Below are 25,174 nucleotides of genomic sequence, written 5' to 3'. Positions count from 1 at the left end.
CTTGATGACAGCCAACAGCGTCAGTACTTCTCTTCGGAGAGTGGAACCTCGCTGGAACGTAGTCATCAACTCAGGCACACTGTTGGGTCCTGAGGGATCAGCTCGTAGAGTTGAAACCTCGGACCACATACCCCCACGAACCACCAGGTTCACCCGCAAGGGACATCTGGCAGGCGCGGGATCTTTATGTGGGACCGAACGTATTTTGAGAACTTCACAGTGGACGCGAGCATCTTTGTAGTAACAACAAGCTACTAAGTGCACATGGTGGATGCCTTGGCATCGAGAGCCGATGAAGGACGTTGGAGTCTGCGAAAAGCCCCGGGAAGGTGACAACCGACCTGTGATCCGGGGATGTCCGAATGGGGAAACCCACCTGGAGTAAAGTCCAGGTACCTCTGTCTGAACACATAGGACAGTAGGAGGGAACGTGGGGAAGTGAAACATCTCAGTACCCACAGGAAGAGAAAACAAAAGTGATTCCGGTAGTAGTGGCGAGCGAAACCGGATCAGGCTAAACCTCAGTGATGTGATAGCCGGCAGGCGTTGTCACTGGGGTGTTGTGGGACCACATGGTCTGTTCTGCCGAGCAGACAAAGAGTCATAAACCATGAGTGAAGTGAAAGCCAACTGGAAAGTTGCGCCATAGAGGGTGATAGCCCCGTACACGTAAGCTCATGGCTCTTTTGTGTCATCCCAAGTAACACCGAACCCCTGAAATTCGGTGTGAATCTAGCGGGACCACCCGTTAAGCCTAAATACTCCTCGATGACCGATAGCGGACTAGTACCGTGAGGGAAAGGTGAAAAGTACCCCGGGAGGGGAGTGAAATAGTACCTGAAACCATGTGCATACAATCCGTTGGAGCTCTTCCTTGTGAAGGGTGACAGCGTGCCTTTTGAAGAATGAGCCTGCGAGTTAGCGTTCTGTAGCGAGGTTAAGGCGTCGAGCCGTAGCCGTAGCGAAAGCGAGTCCGAATAGGGCGACCATAGTTGCAGGATCTAGACCCGAAGCGGAGTGATCTATCCATGGGCAGGTTGAAGCGCGGGTAAGACCGCGTGGAGGACCGAACCCACCTAGGTTAAAAACTGGGGGGATGACCTGTGGATAGGGGTGAAAGGCCAATCAAACTCCGTGATAGCTGGTTCTCCCCGAAATGCATTTAGGTGCAGCGTTGCGTGTTTCTTGCCGGAGGTAGAGCACTGGATGGGCTAGGGGGCCTACAAGCTTACTGAACTCAGCCAAACTCCGAATGCCGGTAAGTGAGAGCGCAGCAGTGAGACAGTGGGGGATAAGCTCCATTGTCGAGAGGGAAACAGCCCAGACCATCAGCTAAGGTCCCAAAGCGATAACTAAGTGGAAAAGGATGTGGAGTCGCAGAGACAACCAGGAGGTTGGCTTAGAAGCAGCCACCCTTGAAAGAGTGCGTAATAGCTCACTGGTCAAGTAATTCCGCGCCGACAATTTAGCGGGGCTCAAGTTATCCACCGAAGCTATGGGATTCATGCAATAGCCAGGCCTTCGTGGTCCAGGCGCATGGATCGGTAGGGGAGCGTCGTGTGGCGAGAGAAGCGGCGGAGTGATCCAGCCGTGGACGCCACACGAGTGAGAATGCAGGCATGAGTAGCGAATGAGGAGTGAGAAACTCCTCCACCGAATGACCAAGGGTTCCAGGGTCAAGCTAATCTTCCCTGGGTAAGTCGGGACCTAAGGCGAGGCCGACAGGCGTAGTCGATGGACAACGGGCTGATATTCCCGTACCGGCATTAGATCGCCCATGCCGAACCCAGAAATGCTAAGTGCCCAAAACTGGCGGGACTCTTCGGAGCGAAGCCGGCGCTGCGCACGACCCGATCTGGTAGTAGGCAAGCAATGGTGTGACGCAGGAAGGTAGCTCATCCCGGGCGATGGTAGTCCCGGGCTAAGGATGTAGGGCGAATGGTAGGCAAATCCGCCATTCACATGCCTGAGATCTGATGGGGAGACGTTTTAGTCGAAGTGAGTGATCCTATGCTGCCGAGAAAAGCATCTAGCGAGATCTAGAGCCGCCCGTACCCCAAACCGACTCAGGTGGTCAGGTAGAGAATACTAAGGTGATCGAGTGAACCATGGTTAAGGAACTCGGCAAAATGCCCCCGTAACTTCGGGAGAAGGGGGGCCGGATGCGTTATCGGACTTGCTCCGAGAAGCGTTGAAGGCCGCAGAGACCAGGCCCAAGCGACTGTTTACTAAAAACACAGGTCCGTGCTAAGTCGAAAGACGCCGTATACGGACTGACTCCTGCCCGGTGCTGGAAGGTTAAGGGGACGTGTCAGCGCAAGCGAAGCACAGAACTTAAGCCCCAGTAAACGGCGGTGGTAACTATAACCATCCTAAGGTAGCGAAATTCCTTGTCGGGTAAGTTCCGACCTGCACGAATGGAGTAACGACTTGGGCGCTGTCTCAACCATGGACTCGGCGAAATTGCACTACGAGTAAAGATGCTCGTTACGCGCGGCAGGACGGAAAGACCCCGGGACCTTTACTATAGTTTGGTATTGGTGTTTGGTTCAGTTTGTGTAGGATAGGTGGGAGACTGTGAAGCTTGGACGCCAGTTCAGGTGGAGTCATCGTTGAAATACCACTCTGGCTGTACTAGACATCTAACCTAGGTCCATTATCTGGATCAGGGACAGTGCCTGATGGGTAGTTTAACTGGGGCGGTTGCCTCCTAAAATGTAACGGAGGCGCTCAAAGGTTCCCTCAGCCTGGTTGGCAATCAGGTTTCGAGTGTAAGTGCACAAGGGAGCTTGACTGTGAGAGTGACAGCTCGAGCAGGGACGAAAGTCGGAACTAGTGATCCGGCGCTGGCAAGTGGAAGCGGCGTCGCTCAACGGATAAAAGGTACCCCGGGGATAACAGGCTGATCTTCCCCAAGAGTCCATATCGACGGGATGGTTTGGCACCTCGATGTCGGCTCGTCGCATCCTGGGGCCGTAGCAGGTCCCAAGGGTTGGGCTGTTCGCCCATTAAAGCGGCACGCGAGCTGGGTTTAGAACGTCGTGAGACAGTTCGGTCCCTATCCGCCGCGCGCGTAGGAAACTTGAGAAAATCTGTCCCTAGTACGAGAGGACCGGGATGGACGAACCTCTGGTGTGCCAGTTGTTCCGCCAGGAGCACTGCTGGTTAGCTACGTTCGGAAGCGATAACCGCTGAAAGCATCTAAGCGGGAAGCGTGTTTCAAGATGAGGTTTCCCACTGGTTTACCAGGTAAGGCCCCCAGCAGACCACTGGGTTGATAGGCCGGAGGTGGAAGTGCAGCAATGCATGGAGCCGACCGGTACTAATAGGCCGAGGGCTTGTTTCTTACAAAGATCTACCGCGTCCACTGTGAGGTTCCCGAGATATGTTCGGGAACCGGAAAAGCTCCCTTCGGGAGAGCTCCAAGGTTTTGATATCTCAATAGAGTTTCGGCGACCATGGCGAAAGGGAAACACCCGGTTACATTCCGAACCCGGAAGTTAAGCCTTTCAGCGCCGATGGTACTGCACGGGAGACTGTGTGGGAGAGTAGGACGTCGCCGGACAATCTTTAGCGCGAGGCCGCTCCTTCGGGAGCGGCCTTGCTGCATTTCACCCGCCGAACCTTTTTGGGATCTTGATGGAAGGAACGACTCATGGCTGAGTCGAGAAACCCCCGCCGTGACGGCGGGAAACCAGCTGGCCGAGGCGCCGGCAGTGGCGGTGCCCGTGGTGGCACGCCCACAGGCCAAGGACGAGATCGGCGCGGCAGCGGAGATCCCTCGCGCCGTGACGGCAAGCCCGCCGATTCCCGGGGTGGCAAGCCCACGCACGCGCGTCGGGACGGCAAGCCGTACGAGGCGCGTCGCGACCGACGCCAGGAGGAGGGCGACCGAACCGCGGCCCAGAAGATCTATGACGGTCCGCCGATCCCCGACGACGTCAGCGCCAAGGACTTGGACAAGCACGCTCGGCAGGCGCTGCAGAGCCTTCCTGAGAAGCTCGCAGACAAGGTCGCGCGACACCTCGTGATGGCCGGTCTGCTGATCGCCGAGGATCCCGAGACGGCACACCTGCACGCGCTCGCTGCCAAGGCACGCGCGACGCGGACCGGTCTCGTTCGTGAGGCGTGCGGAGAGACGGCGTATGCGGCGGGCAAGTTCGCCGAGGCGTTGTCGGAGTTCCGTGCGGCCCGGCGGATGACCGGTGGCTACCTCTATGCGCCGATGATGGCCGACTGTGAGCGTGCCCTGAAGCGTCCGGACAAGGCGATCGCCTATGACACCCCGGAGATCCGCGGTCATCTGGACGACGCCGGCCAGATCGAGCTGTCGATCGTGGTCGCCGGTGCACGTCGTGACCAGAAGCAGTACGACGCCGCGGTGCGTCTGCTCGAGACCGAGCCGCTCCACACCAAGGGCCGTTCGGACTGGGTGCCGCGTCTCCGCTACGCCTACGCCGATGCGCTGCTCGATGCCGGGCGTCGCGACGAGGCCATCGAATGGTTCCACCGGACCGTGGCGGTCGACGGCAACAAGCAGACCGACGCCGAGGAGCGACTGGTCGAGCTCGAGAAGCGTCCACAGAGCTGACGCACGTCGCGCTTGTCCACAACTCGTGACGTGATGGATGCCCCCTGCCGCTGGCAGGGGGCATCGTCGTTTCATGACTGATGACAACAATCGCGTACACCTTGTGGGCCGAGTCTCGGCAGACCCCGAGACTCGCATTCTTCCAAGCGGCGACGAGGTCGTCTCGTTCCGCCTGATCGTCCGCCGCAGTGCGGCCGCGCGTCGACGATCCAAGCAGGTCGTCGACACGATCGAGTGCTCCGCCTGGAGCTCGGCGATGCGGCGAGCGGTGAGCCGGCTCGAGGCCGGCGCCGAGGTCGAGGTGAGCGGCGAGCTGAGACGGCGCTTCACACGCGGCGCGATCAGCTTCGTGTCGGTGGACGTCGACTCCTGCCGGAAGGTCACGGCGCCGGCGGTAGCCTCGGGAGCATGACTCTGAGCGCAACCGGTTTGGGCTCGACGACGCAGTCGCTCAGCACGGTCTACGACCTGGCGATGCTCGATCTCGACGGCGTCGTCTATGTCGGCCAGGACGCCGTGCCCGGCGCAGCCAAGGCGTTGGAGATTGCCCGCGGCGCAGGCATGCGGTTGGCCTACGTCACGAACAACGCCTCGCGGACCTCGCACGAGGTGGCCGATCACCTGCGTGAGCTGGCGATGCCCGAGGTCTCCGACAGCGACGTGGTGACGTCGGCGCAAGCCGTGGCACACCTCGTGGCGGACGCCGTGCCGAGCGGGTCGCCGGTGCTGCTCGTAGGCGGTGAGGGTCTGCGCTCACCGCTCGAGGAGCGCGGCCTGCGGTGCGTGACGAGCCTCGACGATGGTCCGGTTGCTGTGGTGCAGGGTTTTCACCCGGACGTGGGGTGGCGCCAGCTCTCGGAGGCGTCCTATGCGATCCAGGCCGGTTTGCCGTGGTTCGTCAGCAACACCGACCTGACGATCCCGACCGCTCGTGGCATCGCCCCCGGCAACGGCTCACTGGTGCAGGCGATCCGCAACGCGACCGGCGCGACGCCCACGGTCGCCGGTAAGCCCGAGAAGGCGCTGTTCGACGAGACGATGGAACGCGTGGGTGGCGCACGGCCCCTCGTCGTCGGCGATCGTCTCGACACGGACATCGAGGGTGCGGTCAACGCCGGGACGGACAGCCTTGCCGTGCTGACTGGAGTCAGCACGTTGCAGAAGATCATCGACGCCGAGCCGCGGCGCCGGCCGACGTACGTGTCGGCCGATCTGGCCGGGCTCAACGAGCCGCACCTCGAGGTCGAGTACGACAGCGACCGGGCGCGTTGTGGAGCCGCGACAGCCCTGGTGCGCGACGACGTGGTGAGCGTGGAGGCCGGCGACCCACGCAGCACCGACGCCCTGCGTGCGGTGATCGGACTCGCGTGGTCATTGCGTGAGCGCTCCGACGTCACGGTGACGGTGGATGGGACACTGAAGGCATGAGCGAGTACTCCGACACCGACCTGCCCGACGCCATCGAGCACGAGCAGATCGACCAGGCCGCGACGGAGCCGATCGAGCCGACCGGGCACGTCGCGATCGACGAAGCGCTCGAGCGTCTGGACCGGCTCAACGACCTGGAGATCACCTCGCATCCCGAGGAGTTCGACGCCATCCACCGTGTGCTCCGCGAGTCGCTGGCCAACGCAGGCCGCGACGGGGACCTCCCCGAGAGCGCGTGACCGAGTGACCAGACGGCTTCGGCTGGATGCCGAGCTCGTGCGCCGCGGCCTGGCTCGCTCGCGCGAGCATGCCGGCACGCTGATCGAGGAGGGCCAGGTCAAGGTCGCCGGATCGCTCGCGACCAAGGCGGCGACCGGTGTCACCACGGACCAGGCCATCGTCGTGCGGGCGAGCAACGAGCCGACCTACGCCTCACGCGGTGCGCACAAGCTGTTGGGTGCGCTGGCCGTGTTCGAGCCGATGGGGCTCTCGGTCGCCGGCAAACGGTGCCTCGACGCCGGTGCGTCGACGGGCGGATTCACCGACGTCCTGCTGCGCAAGGGGGCGCGCCAGGTCTGTGCGGTCGATGTGGGCTACGGCCAGCTGGTCTGGGCGTTGCAGTCGGACGAACGCGTCGTGGTGTTCGATCGTACGAACGTTCGTCATCTGGAGCCGGACGACATCGGCGGCCCGGTCGAGCTGATCGTCTCGGATCTGTCGTTCATCTCCCTTACGGTGGTCATGCCTGCCCTGACGAGGGTGTGCGAGCCGAGCAGCCCAGAAGGCGGAGGTGACATCGTGCTGATGATCAAGCCGCAGTTCGAGGTGGGCAAGAGCAACCTCGGCAAGAACGGCGTGGTGCGCGATCCCGCGCTGCACGCCGATGCGGTCCATCGTGTGTGCCTGTCCGCCCACGAGCAGGGATGGGGCACCCAGGCATTGGCACCGAGCCCGCTGCCGGGGCCTGCGGGCAACGTCGAGTACTTCTGCTGGTTGCGCAGCGACGCTGAGCCGCCCAGCGAGGATGCGGCGCACGCCGTTGTGGCGGCGGGGCCTTTGGACACGACGGCGGGGGAGGGCGCATGACTCGCCGCGTCCTGCTGATCGTGCACGTCGCCCGTGAGGAGGCGAGCAAGGTCGCCACTGCGTTCGCCGCGGACCTGCGGGCCGAGGGCGTCGACGTCTGCGTGCTCGACGCCGAGCTCGAGACCTTGCAAGCCGCGGGGCTGGACAATCCTGGTGTCGTCGAGGCTGAGCCGGGCGCCGCCAGCGGATGCGAGCTGGCTGTCGTGTTCGGCGGAGACGGCACGATCCTGCGTGCTGCGGAGATGTGCCGTGGCACCAGCACTCCGGTGCTCGGGGTCAACCTCGGGCACGTCGGGTTCCTGGCCGAGGCAGATGTCGAGGACCTGCACGACGTGGTTCGCGGTGTCGTCGACGGCACCTACACCGTCGAGGAGCGACTCACGGTCGACGTGTCCGTCACGGTGGGCGGCGAGGTCGTGGCGACCAACTGGGCGCTCAACGAGGCGTCGGTCGAGAAGGCCGCGCGTGAGCGCATGCTCGAGATCGTCGTCGAGATCGACGACCGCCCGGTGTCGAGGTGGGGCTGCGACGGTGTCGTGTGCGCGACACCGACAGGTTCGACGGCTTACAACTTCAGTGCGGGTGGCCCGATCGTGTGGCCCGAGGTCTCGGCCCTGCTGATGGTGCCGATCAGTGCCCACGCCCTGTTCGCACGGCCGCTCGTGGTCTCGCCGGACTCGACGTTGGCCATCGAGGTCGTGGGCGAGCTCTCGACGGGGGTCCTGTGGTGCGACGGACGCCGGGCAGCCGATCTGCCGGTCGGTGCCCGGGTCGAGGTCGTCAAGGGCAAGACGCCCGTGCGTCTGGCTCGTCTGCAGCCCGCGTCGTTCGCGGATCGGTTGGTCCGCAAGTTCGACCTGCCGGTCGCTGGGTGGCGCGGTTCGGCCGAACGCCGCAGAGGAGATTCCTGATGTGGCAGCATCTGCGACTGTCGTCGCTGGGCGTCATCGACTCCGCGGAGCTCGAGCTCTCGGAGGGTTTCACGGTCATCACGGGTGAGACCGGAGCGGGCAAGACCATGGTCGTCACCGCGCTGGGACTGTTGCGCGGAGATCGCGCCGACCTCGGCCTCGTGCGTCGTGGTGCCGACCAGGCGCGGGTCGAGGCCAGCATCGGCGTTCCACCCGGCGCGGCGGCGATCGCTGCGATCGAGGACGCGGGAGGACGGATCGACGACGGCGTCGTGATCCTGGGCCGGGTGCTGTCGGCGCAGGGGCGTTCGCGTGCGATCGCGGGTGGCGCGACGGTGCCGGCCGCCTTGCTGGCGGACGTGACGGACGAGCTGGTCGCGGTGCACGGACAGTCAGATCAGCACCGGTTGCTCCGTGCCGCTGAGCAGCGTGCGGCGCTCGACCGGTTCGCCGGCGAGACGTTCGCGGCGGCTGCCGAGGCCTATGCGCCGGCCTATGCCCGGTGGCGCACGGTCGAACGTACGTTGCAGGATCTGCGCACTCACGCCCAGGAGCGGGCGCGTGAGCTCGACGTGCTCCAGTTCGGCCTCGATGAGATCAACGCCGTCGAACCACAGGCGGGCGAGGACGAGCAGCTCAAGGTCGAGGAGGGCCGCCTCGCCCATTCGGAGTCTCTCGCCCGCGCCGCCGACCACGCTCACCGTTCACTCGTCGGTGAGGGTGATCTCGATGCGGCTCGCACGCAGGTGGCCGAGGCGTCCGCTGCGTTGCGGGAGGGGCTGGGGCACGACCCGGCGCTCGACGCCCTCGCCGAACGCGTCCTCGAGCTCGGCATCCTGATCGACGACGTCGGTGCAGAGCTGGGTGCCTACTCGGCCGGGGTCGAGCTCGATCCCGAGCGGCTGGCTGCCCTGCAGGAGCGGCGAGCAGCGCTGGCGGGGCTGCAGCGCAAGTACGGCCCCACGCTCGACGACGTCCTGGCCTGGGCCGAGAAGAGCGCGGCCCGCCTGGGCGAGCTCGGCAACGACGACGAGTCGGTGGCCGCCCTCGAGGCGGAGCAGGCCGAGCTCATCCCCGAGGTGAACCGTCTGGCGCACGAGATGTCGGCGATCCGCACCGAGGCCGCAGCGCGGTTGTCGTCGCTGGTCGACGACGAGATCGCGCAGCTGTCGATGCCATCGGCGCGGCTCGAGGTGCAGGTGACTTCCGGCGCCGACGCCGTCCCCGGCCCACACGGCATCGACGAGGTCGAGTTCCTGTTCGCGGCCAACAGCGGCACCGGGCTGCGACCGCTGCACAAGGGCGCGAGTGGTGGTGAGCTGTCCCGCTTGATGCTGGCGCTCGAGGTCGTCCTTGCTGACCGCACCACCGTGCCGACCCTCGTGTTCGACGAGGTCGACGCCGGTATCGGCGGCAAGGCGGCAGTCGAGGTGGGCCGAAGGCTCTCGCGCCTGGCCGAGCACGCGCAGGTCATCGCCGTGACGCACCTGCCCCAGGTCGCGGCGTTCGCCGATCACCACTTCGTGGTGTCGAAGGATGACGACGGCACGGTCACGAGCAGCGCCGTCATCGAGCTCGACGACCACGATCGCGTCGACGAGCTGGCACGCATGCTGGCCGGCCAGGAGGACTCGGCGACCGCCCAGGCGCACGCCCGTGAGCTGCTGGAGCTCGCACGAGGATGACCTGAGTTCTGCCTGAGATCCTGTCTTTTGGACGACACGCCGCGGGAGCGCGCAAATCGATCGGCCTCAGCGGGAAGCATGGTCGGCGATGTCCATCAGGAAGCACAAGAGACCCAGCACGCCCGACGAGTCCGGGGTGGTCGGCACGGTGAGGTTCGCGCAGCGTGAGGGCGACGTCGCGTCGCTTCGCGAGGGCGACATCGCCGTCGTGGACCGCCCTGAGCTCGACGCCCGGCAGGCGCAAGAACTCATCGATCAGCGCGTTCGCGCCGTGCTCAACGCCGCCCGTTCCAGCAGCGGCCGCGTGCCCAACGTCGGACCGCAGATGCTGGCCCACGCCGGCATCCTGCTCATCGACCTCGAGGACGCCGCCGTCTGGTCGAAGCTCAAGAACGGCGAGCGCGTGCGGATCGAGGACGGCAAGGTCTTCCGTGACGAGGTCCTCGTGATCGGTGGCACCGAGCTCGACGACGCACGGACGTCCGCGGCACTGGCAGAGGCCGAGACGGGTCTGGCCACCCGCCTGGACTCGCTCGCCGCCAACGCCAGCGACCACATCCAGCGCGAGCAGACGATGCTGCTCGACGGCGCACACGTCCCGCGCATCCGTACGAAGCTGCGGGGCCGAGCGGTTGTCGTGGTCTCCCGGGCGTACGACGACGAAGCAGACCTGCGGGGCCTGCGCCGCTACATCCGCGACGACGACCCCGTGCTGATCGGCGCGGGTGCAGGCGCCGACATCCTGCTGAAGGCCGGCTACACCCCGGCCCTCGTGATCGGCGCGCTCGACAACCTCTCGGACGCCGCGATCCGCGCTGCTGGGGAGGTCGTGGTGACGACGTCCTCGGGCACGGTGGGCACGCCCGAACGACTCGAGCGCCACGGCAAGGAGATCGTGACGTTCGTGTCGTCCGGCGCCGATGACGACCTCGCGATCGTGCTGGCCGACACCAACGAGGCGGCGGTCATCGTGCACGTGGGGGCGCCGGCGACACTGTCGAAGTTCCTCGAGCGGCCCCCGTCGGAGGTGGCGCGCATGTTCGTCGCCCGGCTGCGGGCCGGCTCCAAGATCGTCGACGCCAAGGCCGTCAACCACTTCACCTCACAGCGATTCGCGATGTGGCCCGTGCTGCTCCTGCTCGCCGCCGGCGTTGCGGCCGTGGCCGTCTCGATCGCCGTGACCCCGGTCGGCAACGACTGGTTCGACTCATTCGGTGATCAGCTCGCCGATCTCGGCACCTGGATCAAAGGACTCTTCACGTGATCAACTTCCGTTTCCACCTCGTCTCGATCGCCGCGATCCTGATCGCGCTCGCGGCCGGTGTCGCGCTGGGCTCCGGGCCTCTCGACGACACGGGGGACTCGCTGCGCGGCGACGCGACCACGAGCCAGGACACGACCGATCCAGGACTTGCCGCGTTCGAGTCCGGCTATGCCGGGCGTACGTCAGCCGGCCTCCTGAAGGACAAGCTCAAGGGACAGACCATCGTCGTGCTGACCGTGCCGGGCACCAGCGCCGCAGAGACCAGGGGCATCACGTCCAACCTGGAGGAGGCCGGCGCCGACGTCACCGGCGAGGTCAGCCTCACCAGCAAGCTCCTCGACGCGTCGGGGCGTCAGTTCGCCGAGAGCGTGGCGCAGCAGGCAGCCTCGAACGTACCGGGCGTCAGTGCCGCAGGAGACAGCTACGGCCGGGTGGGATCGGCGCTCGGCCGCGCACTGCTGGCCGACAAGGCGGCGGCCCCCGACCAGACCGCCAGCACCATCCGCTCGGCGTTCACCGAGGGCAAGCTCATCTCGCTGACAGCCGCGCCCAAGAAGGTCGCGACCCTGGCCGTGCTCGTCGCAGGCCCGGAGCGTACGGGCGGATCCGACCAGAGCACCGTCATCGCAGCGCTTGCCGGCGCGCTCAACAGCAGCGGCAAGGGCGTCGTGGTCGCTGGACCGTCGTCATCCAGCACGGACGGGGGCGCGGTCAAGGCAGTACGCGACGGTGACTTCGCCACCGAGGTCTCGACCGTCGATGTCACGGACACCGCGGCCGGGCGCGTCGTCACGGCCCTTGTCGCGGCCGCGCAGGCTCAAGGGCAGCCGGGTGCGTGGGGTACGTCTCGCAGTGGCAGTGGAGCCGTGCCGGCGCGCTGACCGACGCGTTGTGGGCGAGCCGACACGTGTGTCGTTGGGCTCCAGGGGGGTTCTGTTGGTAGGCTGGAATCCCGTGGAGGCCTGATGCAATTCCTGCATCGTGAGCGCTCGACATCGGTTTTCGACCACGGGAGTCACCTTGGCAGGTAACGCGGTTACCAAGCATGTTTTCGTCACCGGCGGGGTTGCATCCTCGCTCGGCAAGGGTTTGACCGCCTCGTCCCTCGGGCGACTGCTCAAGTCGCGGGGTCTGCGGGTCACGATGCAGAAGCTCGACCCCTATCTCAACGTCGACCCCGGCACGATGAACCCGTTCCAGCACGGTGAGGTCTTCGTGACCGACGACGGCGCCGAGACCGACCTCGACGTCGGCCACTACGAGCGCTTCCTCGACGTCGACCTGTCGGGCAAGGCCAACGTCACGACGGGACAGGTCTACCAGGAGGTCATCGCCAAGGAGCGCCGCGGCGACTACCTCGGCGACACCGTGCAGGTCATCCCGCACATCACCAACGAGATCAAGGCCCGCATCCGCGCGATGGCCGGCCCCGATGTCGACGTCGTGATCACCGAGATCGGCGGCACGGTCGGCGACATCGAGTCCCTGCCGTTCCTCGAGGCAGCCCGTCAGGTGCGCCACGACGTCGGTCGCGGCAACGTGTTCTTCCTGCACGTGTCGCTCGTGCCCTACATCGGACCGTCGGCCGAGCTCAAGACCAAGCCGACGCAGCACTCGGTCGCCGCCCTGCGGTCGATCGGCATCCAGCCCGACGCGATCGTGTGCCGGGCCGACCGTGACATCCCGGTCAACATGAAGCGCAAGATCTCGCTGATGTGCGACGTCGACGAGGAAGCCGTGATCACCGCGAGCGACGCGCCATCGATCTACGACATTCCCAAGGTCCTGCACAGCCAGGGCCTCGACGCGTACGTCGTGCGCCGCCTCGACCTGCCGTTCCGCGACGTCGACTGGACGCAGTGGGACGAGCTGCTCCGCCGCGTGCACCACCCGGCGGAGGAGATCACGATCGCGCTCGTCGGCAAGTACGTCGACCTGCCCGACGCCTACCTCTCGGTCGGTGAGGCGCTGCGGGCCGGCGGATTCGCCCATGACGCCAAGATCAACCTGCGCTGGGTCCCGTCGGACGACTGCGAGTCGCCCTCCGGTGCGGCCCAGAACCTCCACGACGTCGACGGCATCTGCGTGCCCGGCGGCTTCGGCATCCGCGGCATCGAGGGCAAGCTCGGCGCCCTGACGTACGCCCGAGAGCGCGGCATCCCGGTGCTCGGCCTGTGCCTCGGCCTGCAGTGCATGGTCATCGAGTACGCCCGCAACGTCGCCGGGATCGAGGGCGCGAGCTCCTCGGAGTTCGACCCCCAGACCCCCAACCCGGTGATCGCCACGATGGCCGAGCAGCTGGCGATCGTCGACGGCGCCGGCGACCTGGGCGGCACGATGCGGCTCGGCCTCTATCCGGCCAAGCTCCAGCCCGGCAGCATCATCGCCGAGGTCTACGGCGCCGACAAGGTCGAGGAGCGCCACCGGCACCGCTACGAGGTCAACAACTCCTACCGGGCACAGCTCGAGGCGGCGGGCCTGGTGTTCAGCGGCACGTCACCGGACGCCAACCTCGTCGAGTTCGTCGAGCTGCCGCGCGACGTGCACCCCTACTACGTCGCCACGCAGGCCCACCCGGAGCTGCGTTCGCGGCCGACCCGGCCGCACCCGCTGTTCTCCGGCCTGATCGGTGCAGCCCTGGCCCGCCAGCTCGAGCTGCGGTTGCCGGTCGACGAGCAGGCGAGCGCGACCGCATGACGAACCACCCGCGACTGCCGGGTGAGCTGGCCGATCCGGGATCCTTGGCCGATTCCGACCAGGCCTGGCCGGTGAGCGGCACCGACCTCAAGTACGAGAGCCCTTACGTCAGCCTGCGCCTCGACACGATCGTGGATCCCACGGGTGGTGAGCACTCCCGCGCGGTGGTGCAGCCCAATGGTGCGGTCGGCGTCCTGGCGATCGACGAGCACGACCGGGTGCTGCTGGTGGAGCAGTATCGCCACCCCGTCGGGCGACGCTTGTTCGAGCTGCCCGCCGGCACCCTCGACGTACCGGGGGAGGCGCCGCTCGACGCCGCCATCCGCGAGCTCGCCGAGGAGGCCGATGTCGTGGCCGAGCAGTGGGAGTCGATCCTGCACCTGCTGGCGACGCCTGGCTACTCGACCGAGGCGTGGGAGGTCTTCCAGGCGACCGACCTCAGCGCCGTGCCGCACGCCGACCGTACGCAGCGCGAGGCCGAGGAGGCCGACATGGCGCAGTGGTGGCTGCCGTTCGACGATGCCGTCGATGCCGTGCTCTCCGGCCGCATCACCGACTCGCTCACGGTCGCGGGCATCCTCGCCGCACAGGTGCTGCGCACCAGATGACGACGGACGTGGAGCGGGCGGTCCAGGACTACCTGAGCCACCTGAGCGTCGAGCGGGGCCTCGCCGACAACACGCTCCACTCCTATCGCCGTGACCTGAGGCGCTACCTGCAGTTCCTGCATGCGCGTGAGCTCACGGATCCTGCTGCGATCACCGAGAACGACATCGCCGCCTTTCTCGGCGCACTCCGTACGGGCGACCCCGATCACGTGTCGCTCGGCACCGCGAGCGCCGCTCGTACGATCGTCGCCGTCCGTGGGCTGCACCGCTTCCTGCTGCGGGAGCAGATCGTGCCCACGGACGTCACGGCCGCGGTGAAGCCGCCCCGCCCCGCGTCCAGGCTGCCCAAGGCGCTGCCGCTGTCGGACATCGAGGCAATCCTGGACGCCGCCGGTGCGCCAGGCACGACGCTCGCGTCACGTGACCGTTCGCTGCTGGAGGTCCTGTACGGCACAGGCGCCCGGATCTCCGAGGCGGTCGGGCTCGACCTCGACGACCTCGACCTCGAGGAGTCGACCGTGCTCCTGCGCGGCAAGGGCGGCAAGCAGCGCATCGTGCCCCTCGGGTCGTACGCCCGACAGTCGTTGCTCGACTACCTGGCTGCGTCACGCCCGGCACTGGTGTCGGCCCGGACCAGCACCCCTGCGGTGTTCCTCAACGCCCGCGGCGGGCGACTCTCACGGCAGAGTGCGTGGACCGTCCTGACGCGAGCGGCCCGGCGGGCCGGCATCGCCGTGGACGTCTCGCCACACACGCTGCGCCACTCGTTCGCCACCCATCTGCTGGACGGCGGAGCGGACGTCCGGGTCGTCCAGGAGCTGCTGGGGCACGCCTCGGTGACGACGACGCAGATCTACACCCTGGTCACCGTCGAGAAGCTCCGCGAGATCTATGCGACGGCCCATCCGCGGGCCTCGAGATAGGTTCTGGCTGCGATCTCGGCAGGCTCACCGATCGAGTCCTCGAGGGCGGTCGCCAAGTCGACTTTTCGCGGTAGAGTGACGCTCGTCCGCCGGTCGAGTTCGAGTGCAGGGGTAGCTGATGAGCAAGGAACTGGGACCGACCGGACGGCCGATGCCGAACTTCCCGAAGCCCCAGCCGCGCAAGCCCGGGCAGCCCGCGACGATCATCGCGATGTGCAACCAGAAGGGTGGCGTCGGCAAGACCACGACGACCATCAACCTCGGTGCGGCCCTCGTCGAGACCGGCCGCAAGGTGCTGCTCGTCGACTTCGATCCCCAGGGCTCGATGACCGTCGGCCTCGGCGTCAGCGCCCACGAGCTCGACCAGAGCATCTACCACGTCCTGATGGACCGGGAGATCTCGATCAAGGACCTGATCATGCCGACGGCGGTCGACGGACTCGACCTCGTGCCGTCCAACATCGACCTGTCCGCGGCAGAGATGAGGCTCGTGACCGAGGTCGGCCGCGAGCAGGTGCTGGCGCGGGTCCTCAAGGCGGTCCGCAAGGACTACGACGTCATCCTGATCGACTGCCAGCCGTCTCTGGGACTGTTGACGGTCAACGCGTTGACCGCCGCTGACGGCGTCCTGGTGCCGCTGGAGTGCGAGTACTTCGCCCTGCGCGGGGTCGCGCTGCTCAAGGACACGATCGAGAAAGTCCGCGACCGCACCAACGACGAGCTGCAGATCATCGGCCTGCTCGGCACGATGTACGACAGCCGCACCCTGCACGGCAAGGAGGTCCTGGCGACCCTCGTCGAGGGGTGGGGCGACCTGGTCTTCCACACCGTCATCCGACGCACCGTGAAGTTCTCCGACTCCACGGTCGCGGGGGAGCCGATCACCGAGTACGCCCCGACATCGCCTGGCGCCGACTCCTACCGGCAGCTCGCGAGGGAGGTTCTCGTTCGATGCCCCGAGGCGTGACACCGTCGTCGGGCGGCAGCGGCAAGCGGCCCACGATGCCCGGGGTCGACGAGCTCTTCCGTGCCACGGCACCCGCACCGGCAGCCGAGGAGAGCGACACCGGCGCTGCCGTTGCGGCCAGCGGCCGGGTCAAGCACGACGAGAAGATGACGGTCTACGTCACGGCCGCCGAGCTGCTGGCCGTCGAGCAGGCCAGGCTCAAGCTCCGCAGCGAGCTCGGTCGCAGCGTCGACCGCGGCCGGTTCGTCCGCGCTGCCCTGGCCGTGGCGCTCGCCGACCTCGAGGCGCGCGGCACCGACAGTGACGTCGCCCGGCGATTGAGCGAGTCGTGACGATCGCGGACGTCGACGAGTCCGCACCGTCCGGGTTCTCCGTCGGCCTGACCAACTTCGAAGGCCCCTTCGACCTGCTGCTGCAGCTCATCTCGAAGCACCAGCTCGACATCACCGAGGTGGCCCTCTCCAAGGTGACCAGCGACTTCATCGCGTACATCAAGGAGCTCGGCGACGATCTCGAGCAGACCACGAGCTTTTTGCTCGTCGCGTCGACCCTGCTCGACCTGAAGACCGCGCGGCTGCTGCCGCAGGCGGAGGTCGAGGACGAGGAGGACCTCGCGCTGCTCGAGGCGCGAGACCTGCTCTTCGCCCGCCTGATGCAGTACCGCGCGTTCAAGCAGGTCGCCGGCGTGATCGCAGCGCGGCTGGCCGAGGAGCAGAAGCGGTTCCCCCGGATCGTCACGCTCGAGCCGCGGTTCGCCGACCTGCTGCCCGAGGTGCTGATCTCGATCGGTCCCGACGAGCTGGCCCAGCTCGCGGCACAGGCGTTCGAGGCCAAGCCCGTGCCGATCCTCTCGCTGACGCACCTCCACGCGCCGCAGGTCAGCGTGCGCGAGCAGGCACACCTCGTCGTCGACCAGCTGCGTCGCAAGGGTGAGATGACCTTCCGGGCGCTGACCGCCGACGCGCCGGACCTGATGACCAAGGTCGCCCGCTTCCTCGCCGTGCTGGAGCTGTTCCGCGAGGGCGTCATCGCGTTCGAGCAGGCGACGCCACTGGGTGACCTGCACGTACGCTGGACCGGCACCGATGACGGCGACATCGACGTCGGCGACGAGTTCGACGAACCGATGGTGGCGCCCGACGACGTCGCCGTGATCGAGGTCGACGATGAGCAGCCGGCGGACGAGCCGATCGCCGACGAGACCCCTGAACACCGTGAGAGCAGTGATGACTGACCAGCACGTACCGACCGGCCCGCACGAGCTCGAGCTGGAGATGCTCGACCTGAGGCCCGCCCTCGAGGCTGTGCTGATGGTTGCCGACCAGCCGCTCGACCACCTGACGCTGGCCCAGGCCGTCGGTCACCCGCCGGTGGACGTCGAGCAGGCGCTGGGCGAGCTCGCCGCTGAGTACACCGAGCAGGGTCGGGGCTTCGAGCTGCGCAACATCGCCGGTGGATGGCGGTTCTTCACCCGCGAGGAGTTCGCGGGCGCCGTCGAGCGCTTCATCCTCGACGGCCAGCAGGCCCGGCTGACGCAGGCCGCCCTCGAGACGATGGCTGTCGTGGCGTACCGGCAGCCCATCAGCCGTTCGCGCATCTCGGCGATCCGTGGCGTCAACGTCGACGGCGTGGTCCGTACGCTCGTGACCCGCGGCCTGATCGAGGAGGACGGCGTCGACGCCGAGAGCGGTGCGATCCTCTACCGCACGACGAGCTACTTCCTCGAGCGCATGGGTCTTGGCAGCCTCGAGGAGCTGCCCGACATCGCCGGCCACCTCCCGGAGCTCGAGGACATGGAGGATGAGGTTCTCTCGGGTGCCGAGGACGCGCTGGGCGAGCTTGCGAATCAGGACTCGATCGGCGACGCAGAGGCTGCGGCAGTCGCAGAAGAGACCGACGAAGACGACGACGCGCGTGGCTGAGATCCGCCTGCAGAAGGTCTTGGCGCAGGCCGGGCTCGGCAGCCGCCGGCGCTGCGACGACATGATCGCCCAGGGTCGTGTCGAGGTGAACGGTGAGGTCATCGACGTCATGGGCGCCCGCGTCGATCCGCTGACCGACGTCATCCGGGTCGACGGCAAGCGCATCCCGCCGCCCAACGACCACGCGTACGTCATGCTCAACAAGCCGCGCGGCGTCGTGACGTCGATGGCCGACGAGCGCGGCCGGCCCGACCTGTCGTCGATCGTGGCCGGGCGTGCGGACCGCTTGTTCCACGTCGGCCGCCTCGACACCGACACCTCCGGGTTGCTGATCCTGACGAACGACGGCGACCTGGCGCACAAGCTCGCTCATCCCTCGTTCGAGATCACCAAGACGTACGTCGCGCTCGTCGACGGCACCGTGACGGAGGGGGTCGGCGCCAGGCTCAAGGCCGGAATCGAGCTGGACGACGGCCCCGCGCAGGTCGACCGCTTCCTGGTCAAGGACACCTCCCGCGGGCGCTCGCTGGTCGAGCTCGACATCCACATGGGCCGCAACCGCATCGTGCGCCGGCTCCTCGATGCTGCGGGACACCCCGTGCGGGAGCTCAGCCGGACGGCGTTCGGGCCCTTGCACGTGGGCGGCCTCGCTTCCGGCGCGATGCGCGACCTGACCCGCGACGAGCTCGGCGCCCTGTTCGATAGCGTTGACCAGTGACTTCTTCCCCGTCTGGGCTGCCCGGACCAGTCCTGGTCATCGGCTGCGGACTCATCGGTACGTCCGCGGCGCTCGCGCTGTCCGAGGCCGGCGTCAAGGTGCACCTGGAGGACATCCGTATGTCCAACCTCGAGCTTGCGGTCTCGCGCGGGGCCGGCACCGCCGAGCCGGTCGACTCCCCGTCACTCGTGATCGTCGCCGTACCACCCGCTGACGTGGTTGCCACCGTGCGCCGCGTGCTGGCCGACTGGCCGGGGGCCGCTGTCACCGACGTGGCCAGCGTCAAGTCCGACCTGCAGCAGCAGATCGGCCGTGAGACGGGCAGCCAGCGCTACGTCGGCAGTCACCCCATGGCCGGCAGCGAGCGCTCCGGGCCGATGGCCGCCTCGGCGCGACTGTTCGAGGGCCGGCCGTGGGCGGTCACCACGGCCGACGGCGCCGATCAGGACGCGATCGACCTCGTGGTGCAGCTCGCGGAGCTCGTCGGGGGAGTGCCGCTCGTCATGGACGCGCCCGACCACGACCGCGCTGTGGCACTTGTCTCGCACGTCCCGCACATCCTGTCGGTGCTCACCGCGGCGCAGCTCAACGGTGCGCCGGGCGAGCACCTCGCCCTCGCGGGGCCGGGGCTGCGGGACGTCACGCGCATCGCCGGCAGCGACATCGCGCTCTGGCAGGACATCCTCGGCGCCAACGCCGGCCAGGTTCGCGCCGTCCTGCAACACGTGCGCGAGGACCTCGACCGCGTCATCGACTCGATCGGCGCGGACACCGACCGGCTGGGCCGCGTGCTGCAGTCGGGCCAGGACGGCACCCGCCTCATCCCGGGCAAGCACGGCGACAAGCTCGCCGACCTGGCGACGGTCTTCGTGTCGGTGCCCGACCGCCCGGGCGAGCTGCCCCGCCTCATGGCCCACACGGGCGAGGCCGGGGTCAACATCGAGGACATCCGCATCGACCACGAGCTCGGCCGCCCGGTCGGACAGGTCGAGATCGCCGTCGTGGCGACCTCGGCCGATACGCTCGTCGAGGCCCTGACCGCCCGCGGCTGGGCCGCATACCGCTGAAGGAGTGGCACACGTGAGCAAGTCCCTGGTCGTGGCGATCGACGGGCCGTCCGGCTCGGGCAAGTCGAGCACGTCTCGAGGTGTCGCCGACCGGCTGTCGCTGGCCTACCTCGACACCGGTGCGATGTACCGCGCGATGACCTGGGCGCTCCTGGAGCGTGGGGTCGACCTGCAGGACCCCGAGGCGATCGCCAGGGCAGCCGATGACGTACGCCTGACATCCGGCACCGATCCGCTCGCCCCCACGATCCACGTCGATGGCATCGACGTGGCCGGTCCGATCCGCGGCGACGACGTCACCGGGTCGGTCAGCCTCGTCGCCGCGGTCCCGCACGTCCGCGAGATGCTGGTCGACCTGCAGCGCGCGACGATCGCGAAGAGTGACGGGATCGTGGTCGAGGGCCGTGACATCGGCTCGACCGTGGCCCCGGATGCGCCGGTGAAGATCTATCTCGTGGCCGATCCCGCTGCTCGCGCCGCCCGTCGCGCCGCCGAGACCGGTGCGAGCGACACCGCCGCCACCGAGCTGGCGCTGGCCCGACGCGACGAGATCGACTCGACCCGGGCGGCATCGCCGCTGGCCAAGGCCGACGACGCCGTGGTGGTCGACGGCACGCACCTGACGCTCGAAGAGGTCATCGACACGATCGTCGGGATCGTCGACGCGGCACGATGACCTCCGCCGACGGGTTGCCCGAGCGCGGGCTGCGACTCGTACGCCGCCTCGCACGCGGGCACTTCCGGCGGCGCTGGGACATCCATGAGCACGGGCTGGAGCACGTCCCTCGTACGGGCCCGGTGATTCTTGCGAGCAACCACATCGGCTGGCTCGACGGTCCGCTGCTGTTCATCACCGCGCCGCGGGCGCCTCACGCCCTGGTCAAGGAAGAGGAGTTCCACGGGCGTACCGGCCGCCTGCTGACGTTCGTCGGCCAGATCAAGGTCAGCCGCACGCGCAACGACACCGGCGCCGTACGCCGATCGGTGCAGGCTCTCGCGGCTGGTCAGGTCGTCCTGGTCTATCCCGAGGCGACCCGTGGCAACGGAGAGTTCGACGTGTTCAAGAACGGCGTGGCCTATTTGGCGCTCGTCTCGGGTGCCCCGGTCGTGCCGATCGCGATCTTCGGGACCCGGCTGGCCGGCGAGGCCGCGGACGCCCGGCCGGCCAAGGGTGCGCGCCTGGACATCGTCTACGGAGCGCCCATCCAGCTGCCGATGCAGGTTTGGCCGCGAGATCGTGGGACAATGGCAGACGCGGGTGATCGGATCCACGATCACCTGCGTGCTCATGTCTCCCGGGCCAAGTCAGTGCTCCAGCGCGACCTCCCCGGCCCTCTTCCGACAGGATCCTCCGATGGCTGACGTTGTACCCGTTCTCGCTGTGATCGGGCGCCCCAACGTCGGCAAGTCGACCCTGGTCAACCGCATCATCGGTCGCCGCGAAGCCGTCGTCGAGGACGTGCCCGGCGTGACCCGCGACCGCGTCTCGTACGACGCACACTGGAACGGTCGAGCGTTCACGGTCGTCGACACCGGCGGCTGGGACCCAGACGCCCGCGGACTTGCCGAGCGGATCGCCGCACAGGCCGAGATCGCGATCCAGGTCGCCGACGCCGTGCTGTTCGTCGTCGACGCGACGGTCGGCATCACGGACGTCGACGAGAAGGTCGTCCGCATCCTGCGCGCGGCCAAGAAGCCCGTCGTGCTCGCCGCCAACAAGGTCGACGATCAGCGCACCGAGGCTGAAGCCGCCGGGCTCTGGAACCTCGGGCTCGGCGAGCCCTACCCCGTCTCGGCCCTGCACGGCCGGGGGAGCGGCGACATGCTGGACGCCGTGCTGGAGGCACTGCCCAGCCCGCCGCCGGAGGACTTCGACGCTCCGCAGGGCCCCCGCCGCGTCGCGATCGTCGGCAAGCCCAACGTCGGCAAGTCGAGCCTGCTCAACCGCCTCGCGGGCGAGGAGCGGGTCGTCGTCGACGATGCCTCCGGCACCACGGTCGACCCGGTCGACGAGATCGTCACGCTCGGCGGGCGCACCTGGAACTTCATCGACACCGCAGGCATCCGCCGGCGCGTACGTGATGCGTCGGGGCACGAGTACTACGCCAGCCTTCGCACCAGCTCGGCGATCGACCGCGCCGAGGTCGCCGTCGTGATCATCGACGGCAGCCAGCCGCTCACGGAGCAGGACACCCGCATCATCAGCTCGGTCGCCGAGGCCGGCCGCGCGTTGATCGTTGCGTTCAACAAGTGGGACCTCGTCGACGAGGAGCGCCGCTACTACCTCGAGCGCGAGATCGAGCGCGAGCTCGTCCAGGTGCCGTGGGCGCCGACGATCAACATCACGGCGCGCACGGGTTGGCACATCGACCGGCTCGTACGCGCGCTGGACGCCGCGCTCGAGGGCTGGGAGACCCGCGTGACCACGGGGGCGCTCAACGCGTTCCTCGGTCGCCTCGTCGCCGAGCACCCGCACCCGGTGCGCGGTGGCAAGCAGCCCAAGATCATGTTCGGCACCCAGGCGTCGACGGCGCCGCCGACGTTCGTGCTGTTCACCTCGGGCAAGCTCGAGGCGTCATACATGCGATTCATCGAGCGCCGCCTCCGCGAGGAGTTCGGCTTCGTGGGGTCGCCGATCCACCTGCAGCAGCGCCCGCGCAAGAAGCGCGAGCGCCGCTGAAAGACCGATGCAGGGACGCGCAGCACGCTGCGGTAAAGTTCCTCTTCGGTACAACGGGCTGTAGCGCAGCTTGGTAGCGCACCTGACTGGGGGTCAGGGGGTCGCAGGTTCAAATCCTGTCAGCCCGACCGTTGAGATCACGAGAACGCCGATGGACGTCACCCGACGACCATCGGCGTTCTTCGTCTCGTCCCACCGGGGCCGTCCTACAGTTGCCGTATGACCGACGAGCCCACGCCCATCGCGTACACCGCCCTCGAGCCCGGCACGCCGGTGCAGTCCAGCGACGGTCAGCAGTTCGGCACGGTGGCCGCCGTGCTCGTGGTCGAGGAGGTCAGCGTCTTCGACGGCATCGTCGTGGAGACCTCCAGCGGTACGCGGTTCGTCGACGCCGACCACGTGGGCACGATCACGACGGCGTACGTGCGCACGTCTCTGACCGCCGACGAGGCGGCGCAGCTGCCCGAACCCGACGACTCGCCGGTCTTCCGCGCGGATGCGAGGGACGACACCGGCACGTCGCTCGCTGACCGATTCGGCCGGATGTTCGGCCGCGGCACGTGGAAGCGCGAGCAGTAGCGCTCACCTCGTCTGCCACGATTGGCGCATGTCACTCAGCGCCATCGCGATCTTCTGCGGCTCCAGCTTCGGCAACGACCCTGCGTACGCCGAGGCGGCCCGGCTCACCGGGCGTACGCTCGCCGAGCGCGACATCACGGTCGTCTACGGCGGTGGTCACGTCGGCCTGATGGGCACCGTCGCTGATGCCGCGCTGGAGGCCGGCGGCCGGGTCATCGGCGTGATCCCGCGGCAGCTCGACGACCGCGAGCTCGCCCACCATGCGCTGACCGAGCTGCACGTCGTCGAGTCCATGCACGAGCGCAAGGCGCTGATGGCCGAGCTGTCGGATGCGTTCATCGCGCTCCCGGGAGGCGCGGGCACGCTCGAGGAGATCGCCGAGCAGTGGACGTGGGCGCAGCTGACGATCCACGAGAAGCCGTCGGGGTTCCTCGACGTCGCAGGGTTCTGGGCGCCGATGCGCGACCTGCTGGACAGGATGGTCGGATCCGGGTTCGTACGGCAGGAGCAGTCCGGCATCGTGTCGTTCTCCGACAACCTCGACGAGCTGCTGACGATGCTCGCGGCGCCGCCGTCGTGGACCGACAAGTGGGGCAAGGCGAACGAGGAAGTGCCTCAGCCGTGACGCTGCCCGTGATCCACGTGGCGGCGGCGTTGACGGTCGATGCCGAGGGGCGGGCGTTGATGGTCCGCAAGCACGACACGACGGTGTTCATGCAGCCCGGCGGCAAGATCGAGGCCGGCGAGAGCCCGTTGGACTGCCTGCGGCGTGAGCTGTTCGAAGAGCTCGGCCTCGAGCTCGCGGCGGAGGACTTCACCTGGCTGGGCACGTTCGAGGAGGACGCGGCCAACGAGCCCGGGCACCGGGTGCTCGCCGAGGTCTTCACGCTGACGATCGACGCCGCGGCCCCGGTCGTCGCCGCCGAGATCGCCGAGAGCATCTGGGTCGACCCCGCAGCGCCGGGCGACATCGACCTGGCGCCGCTGAGCAGCCGGGCGCTGCTGCCGCTGCTCGTCTAGCGCCGGCGCAACCGGTCGAGGGCTCGACGATCGCGCTTGGTCGGTCGTCCCGCGCCACGGTCACGTCGGGGCATGATCGCGACTTCCTCCTTGGGCGGCGGCGGGGGAGTGTGGTCCTCGTAGCACTCCGCCGCGACCGCCGCGCCGACCCGCTTGACGATGATCTTGGTGACGACGACGATCCGCAGGCCGCCCTCGGTGAGCGCCTCGACGCGGTCGCCGACCTTGACCGGTTGAGCGGGCTTCGCCTTGGCGCCGTTGATGCGTACGTGGCCGGCCTTGCACTCCGTGGACGCGAGGGAACGCGTCTTGTAGAGGCGTACGGACGACACCCACACGTCGGCCCGGGCGGTGTCGGTCATGCGGCGGCCCAGGTGATGACGATCTCGTCGCCTTCGACGGCAGCGCGTACGGAGGCGAAGTCGGGCGTCGCGGGGAGTCCTGCGGCGACGGGGCCCGCGTAGTCACCCACGACCACGACCTGCGCGCCCGCGGCGCGAGCCGATTCGATGCCGGCTGGGGCGTCCTCGAACACGACGGTGTCCTCCGGTCGCACCCCGAGCAGCTCGGCGGCGCGCAGGTAGCCCTCCGGGTCCGGCTTGCCATGGGCGACGTCCTCAGCCGGTACGACCACGGGTGGCATCGGCACGCCTGCCTCGGCCATGCGGGTCTTGGCGAGGAGCAGCGGCGCCGACGTGACCAGGGCGGTGCGTCCAGCCGGGATCGACTCGACGAACGCCGCGGCGCCCGCGACCTCGACGATCCCGTCGGGCGTCTCGACCTCGGTCGCGGCCAGCTCGGCGGCGAGAGCTTCGTGGTCGGCATCGGCCGGGGCGAACCGGCGGACCGTGTCGCTCGTCTGCCGACCGTGCGAGAAGCCCAGCACGTCGGCGACCACCAGGCCGAACCGCTCCGCGAACGCTCGCCAGATGGCTTCCACCACGGCGTTGGAGTCGACCAGCGTGCCGTCCATGTCGAAGATCACGGCTCGGGCGCGGACCGTCTGCTCCATGTCATCGATCCTCGCA

The 25,174-nt window shown here is 67.6% G+C and carries 26 protein-coding genes, 1 tRNA gene and 2 rRNA genes; 27 read left to right on the top strand and 2 right to left on the bottom strand.

Annotated elements, in window-relative coordinates:
* The first annotated feature begins 244 nt into the window (after positions 1-244).
* The 27 genes from ASC61_RS17440 to ASC61_RS17310 all read left to right on the top strand — a co-directional run bounded on the left by ASC61_RS17440 (position 245) and on the right by ASC61_RS17310 (position 24,146).
* Positions 245-3,346, top strand: a 23S ribosomal RNA gene (locus ASC61_RS17440).
* A gap of 102 nt (positions 3,347-3,448) precedes the next feature.
* Positions 3,449-3,565, top strand: a 5S ribosomal RNA gene (gene rrf, locus ASC61_RS17435).
* Between the two features lie 90 nt (positions 3,566-3,655).
* Positions 3,656-4,591: a hypothetical protein gene (locus ASC61_RS17430; RefSeq protein WP_056214146.1), complete on the top strand. Its 936-nt coding sequence runs from the start codon at positions 3,656-3,658 to the stop codon at positions 4,589-4,591.
* Between the two features lie 73 nt (positions 4,592-4,664).
* Entirely contained in the window at positions 4,665-5,003 is a 339-nt protein-coding gene (locus tag ASC61_RS17425) for a single-stranded DNA-binding protein (protein WP_056214143.1), read from the top strand.
* Positions 5,000-6,019, top strand: a complete 1,020-nt coding sequence (locus tag ASC61_RS17420) for an HAD-IIA family hydrolase (protein WP_056214140.1) — start codon at positions 5,000-5,002, stop codon at positions 6,017-6,019. The genes ASC61_RS17425 and ASC61_RS17420 overlap by 4 nt, the downstream gene beginning before the upstream one ends.
* The gene (locus ASC61_RS17415; RefSeq protein WP_056214139.1) at positions 6,016-6,258 is read left to right on the top strand and encodes a hypothetical protein; all 243 of its coding nucleotides are present in this window, start codon (positions 6,016-6,018) and stop codon (positions 6,256-6,258) included. Before ASC61_RS17420 ends, ASC61_RS17415 begins: the two co-directional genes overlap by 4 nt.
* A gap of 4 nt (positions 6,259-6,262) precedes the next feature.
* Positions 6,263-7,105, top strand: a complete 843-nt coding sequence (locus ASC61_RS17410; protein WP_056214135.1) for a TlyA family RNA methyltransferase — start codon at positions 6,263-6,265, stop codon at positions 7,103-7,105.
* Positions 7,102-8,016: an NAD kinase gene (locus ASC61_RS17405; RefSeq protein ID WP_056214131.1), complete on the top strand. Its 915-nt coding sequence runs from the start codon at positions 7,102-7,104 to the stop codon at positions 8,014-8,016. The genes ASC61_RS17410 and ASC61_RS17405 overlap by 4 nt, the downstream gene beginning before the upstream one ends.
* On the top strand, positions 8,016-9,701 hold the full coding sequence (recN, locus tag ASC61_RS17400; protein WP_056214128.1) for a DNA repair protein RecN: 1,686 nt from the start codon (positions 8,016-8,018) through the stop codon (positions 9,699-9,701). The genes ASC61_RS17405 and recN overlap by 1 nt, the downstream gene beginning before the upstream one ends.
* A gap of 88 nt (positions 9,702-9,789) precedes the next feature.
* Complete coding sequence (gene steA, locus ASC61_RS17395; RefSeq protein WP_056214125.1) at positions 9,790-10,965, top strand: putative cytokinetic ring protein SteA; 1,176 nt, start codon at positions 9,790-9,792, stop codon at positions 10,963-10,965.
* Positions 10,962-11,846, top strand: coding sequence for a copper transporter (locus ASC61_RS17390; protein ID WP_056214122.1), 885 nt, complete (start codon positions 10,962-10,964; stop codon positions 11,844-11,846). The genes steA and ASC61_RS17390 overlap by 4 nt, the downstream gene beginning before the upstream one ends.
* 139 nt (positions 11,847-11,985) lie before the next feature.
* Positions 11,986-13,662 carry a CTP synthase gene (locus ASC61_RS17385; RefSeq protein ID WP_056214119.1) on the top strand — a complete coding sequence of 559 codons (1,677 nt, stop codon included), beginning with the start codon at positions 11,986-11,988 and terminating at the stop codon, positions 13,660-13,662.
* Positions 13,659-14,270, top strand: coding sequence for an NUDIX domain-containing protein (locus tag ASC61_RS17380; protein ID WP_056214117.1), 612 nt, complete (start codon positions 13,659-13,661; stop codon positions 14,268-14,270). The genes ASC61_RS17385 and ASC61_RS17380 overlap by 4 nt, the downstream gene beginning before the upstream one ends.
* On the top strand, positions 14,267-15,193 hold the full coding sequence (xerD, locus tag ASC61_RS17375; protein WP_056214114.1) for a site-specific tyrosine recombinase XerD: 927 nt from the start codon (positions 14,267-14,269) through the stop codon (positions 15,191-15,193). The genes ASC61_RS17380 and xerD overlap by 4 nt, the downstream gene beginning before the upstream one ends.
* Positions 15,194-15,311: 118 nt before the next feature.
* Positions 15,312-16,160 (top strand): ParA family protein, encoded by an 849-nt coding sequence (locus tag ASC61_RS17370; RefSeq protein ID WP_056214112.1) that lies wholly within the window; start codon positions 15,312-15,314, stop codon positions 16,158-16,160.
* Entirely contained in the window at positions 16,145-16,492 is a 348-nt protein-coding gene (locus ASC61_RS17365) for a hypothetical protein (protein ID WP_056214109.1), read from the top strand. The genes ASC61_RS17370 and ASC61_RS17365 overlap by 16 nt, the downstream gene beginning before the upstream one ends.
* Positions 16,489-17,394, top strand: a complete 906-nt coding sequence (locus tag ASC61_RS17360; RefSeq protein ID WP_056214105.1) for a segregation and condensation protein A — start codon at positions 16,489-16,491, stop codon at positions 17,392-17,394. The genes ASC61_RS17365 and ASC61_RS17360 overlap by 4 nt, the downstream gene beginning before the upstream one ends.
* On the top strand, positions 17,387-18,082 hold the full coding sequence (scpB, locus tag ASC61_RS17355; RefSeq protein ID WP_200935478.1) for an SMC-Scp complex subunit ScpB: 696 nt from the start codon (positions 17,387-17,389) through the stop codon (positions 18,080-18,082). Before ASC61_RS17360 ends, scpB begins: the two co-directional genes overlap by 8 nt.
* Positions 18,075-18,800, top strand: coding sequence for a pseudouridine synthase (locus ASC61_RS17350; protein ID WP_056214104.1), 726 nt, complete (start codon positions 18,075-18,077; stop codon positions 18,798-18,800). Before scpB ends, ASC61_RS17350 begins: the two co-directional genes overlap by 8 nt.
* Complete coding sequence (locus tag ASC61_RS17345) at positions 18,797-19,867, top strand: prephenate dehydrogenase (RefSeq protein ID WP_056214101.1); 1,071 nt, start codon at positions 18,797-18,799, stop codon at positions 19,865-19,867. Before ASC61_RS17350 ends, ASC61_RS17345 begins: the two co-directional genes overlap by 4 nt.
* A gap of 13 nt (positions 19,868-19,880) precedes the next feature.
* Positions 19,881-20,543, top strand: coding sequence for a (d)CMP kinase (gene cmk, locus ASC61_RS17340; RefSeq protein WP_082530739.1), 663 nt, complete (start codon positions 19,881-19,883; stop codon positions 20,541-20,543).
* Positions 20,540-21,229, top strand: a complete 690-nt coding sequence (locus ASC61_RS17335; RefSeq protein WP_056214096.1) for a lysophospholipid acyltransferase family protein — start codon at positions 20,540-20,542, stop codon at positions 21,227-21,229. The genes cmk and ASC61_RS17335 overlap by 4 nt, the downstream gene beginning before the upstream one ends.
* On the top strand, positions 21,222-22,547 hold the full coding sequence (der, locus tag ASC61_RS17330; RefSeq protein WP_056214093.1) for a ribosome biogenesis GTPase Der: 1,326 nt from the start codon (positions 21,222-21,224) through the stop codon (positions 22,545-22,547). The genes ASC61_RS17335 and der overlap by 8 nt, the downstream gene beginning before the upstream one ends.
* 54 nt (positions 22,548-22,601) lie before the next feature.
* Positions 22,602-22,675: transfer RNA gene (locus ASC61_RS17325), tRNA-Pro, on the top strand.
* Positions 22,676-22,766: 91 nt separating this feature from the next.
* Positions 22,767-23,126 carry a hypothetical protein gene (locus tag ASC61_RS17320; protein WP_056214089.1) on the top strand — a complete coding sequence of 120 codons (360 nt, stop codon included), beginning with the start codon at positions 22,767-22,769 and terminating at the stop codon, positions 23,124-23,126.
* 28 nt (positions 23,127-23,154) lie between these two features.
* Positions 23,155-23,751, top strand: a complete 597-nt coding sequence (locus ASC61_RS17315) for a TIGR00730 family Rossman fold protein (protein WP_056214087.1) — start codon at positions 23,155-23,157, stop codon at positions 23,749-23,751.
* Positions 23,748-24,146, top strand: a complete 399-nt coding sequence (locus ASC61_RS17310; protein ID WP_200935477.1) for an NUDIX hydrolase — start codon at positions 23,748-23,750, stop codon at positions 24,144-24,146. Before ASC61_RS17315 ends, ASC61_RS17310 begins: the two co-directional genes overlap by 4 nt.
* Here ASC61_RS17310 and ASC61_RS17305 read toward each other — a convergent pair.
* Positions 24,143-24,508 carry an RNA-binding S4 domain-containing protein gene (locus ASC61_RS17305; protein ID WP_056214081.1) on the bottom strand — a complete coding sequence of 122 codons (366 nt, stop codon included), beginning with the start codon at positions 24,506-24,508 and terminating at the stop codon, positions 24,143-24,145. The genes ASC61_RS17310 and ASC61_RS17305 overlap by 4 nt on opposite strands.
* Positions 24,505-25,158 carry an HAD-IA family hydrolase gene (locus ASC61_RS17300; protein WP_056214078.1) on the bottom strand — a complete coding sequence of 218 codons (654 nt, stop codon included), beginning with the start codon at positions 25,156-25,158 and terminating at the stop codon, positions 24,505-24,507. Before ASC61_RS17300 ends, ASC61_RS17305 begins: the two co-directional genes overlap by 4 nt.
* Between the last annotated feature and the right edge of the window lie 16 nt (positions 25,159-25,174).

It is taken from the genome of Aeromicrobium sp. Root344 (assembly GCF_001425755.1).
GTDB lineage: Bacteria > Actinomycetota > Actinomycetes > Propionibacteriales > Nocardioidaceae > Aeromicrobium.
Note: the sequence above shows the minus strand (reverse complement) of the source record. Positions and strands in the feature narration are given on the sequence as shown.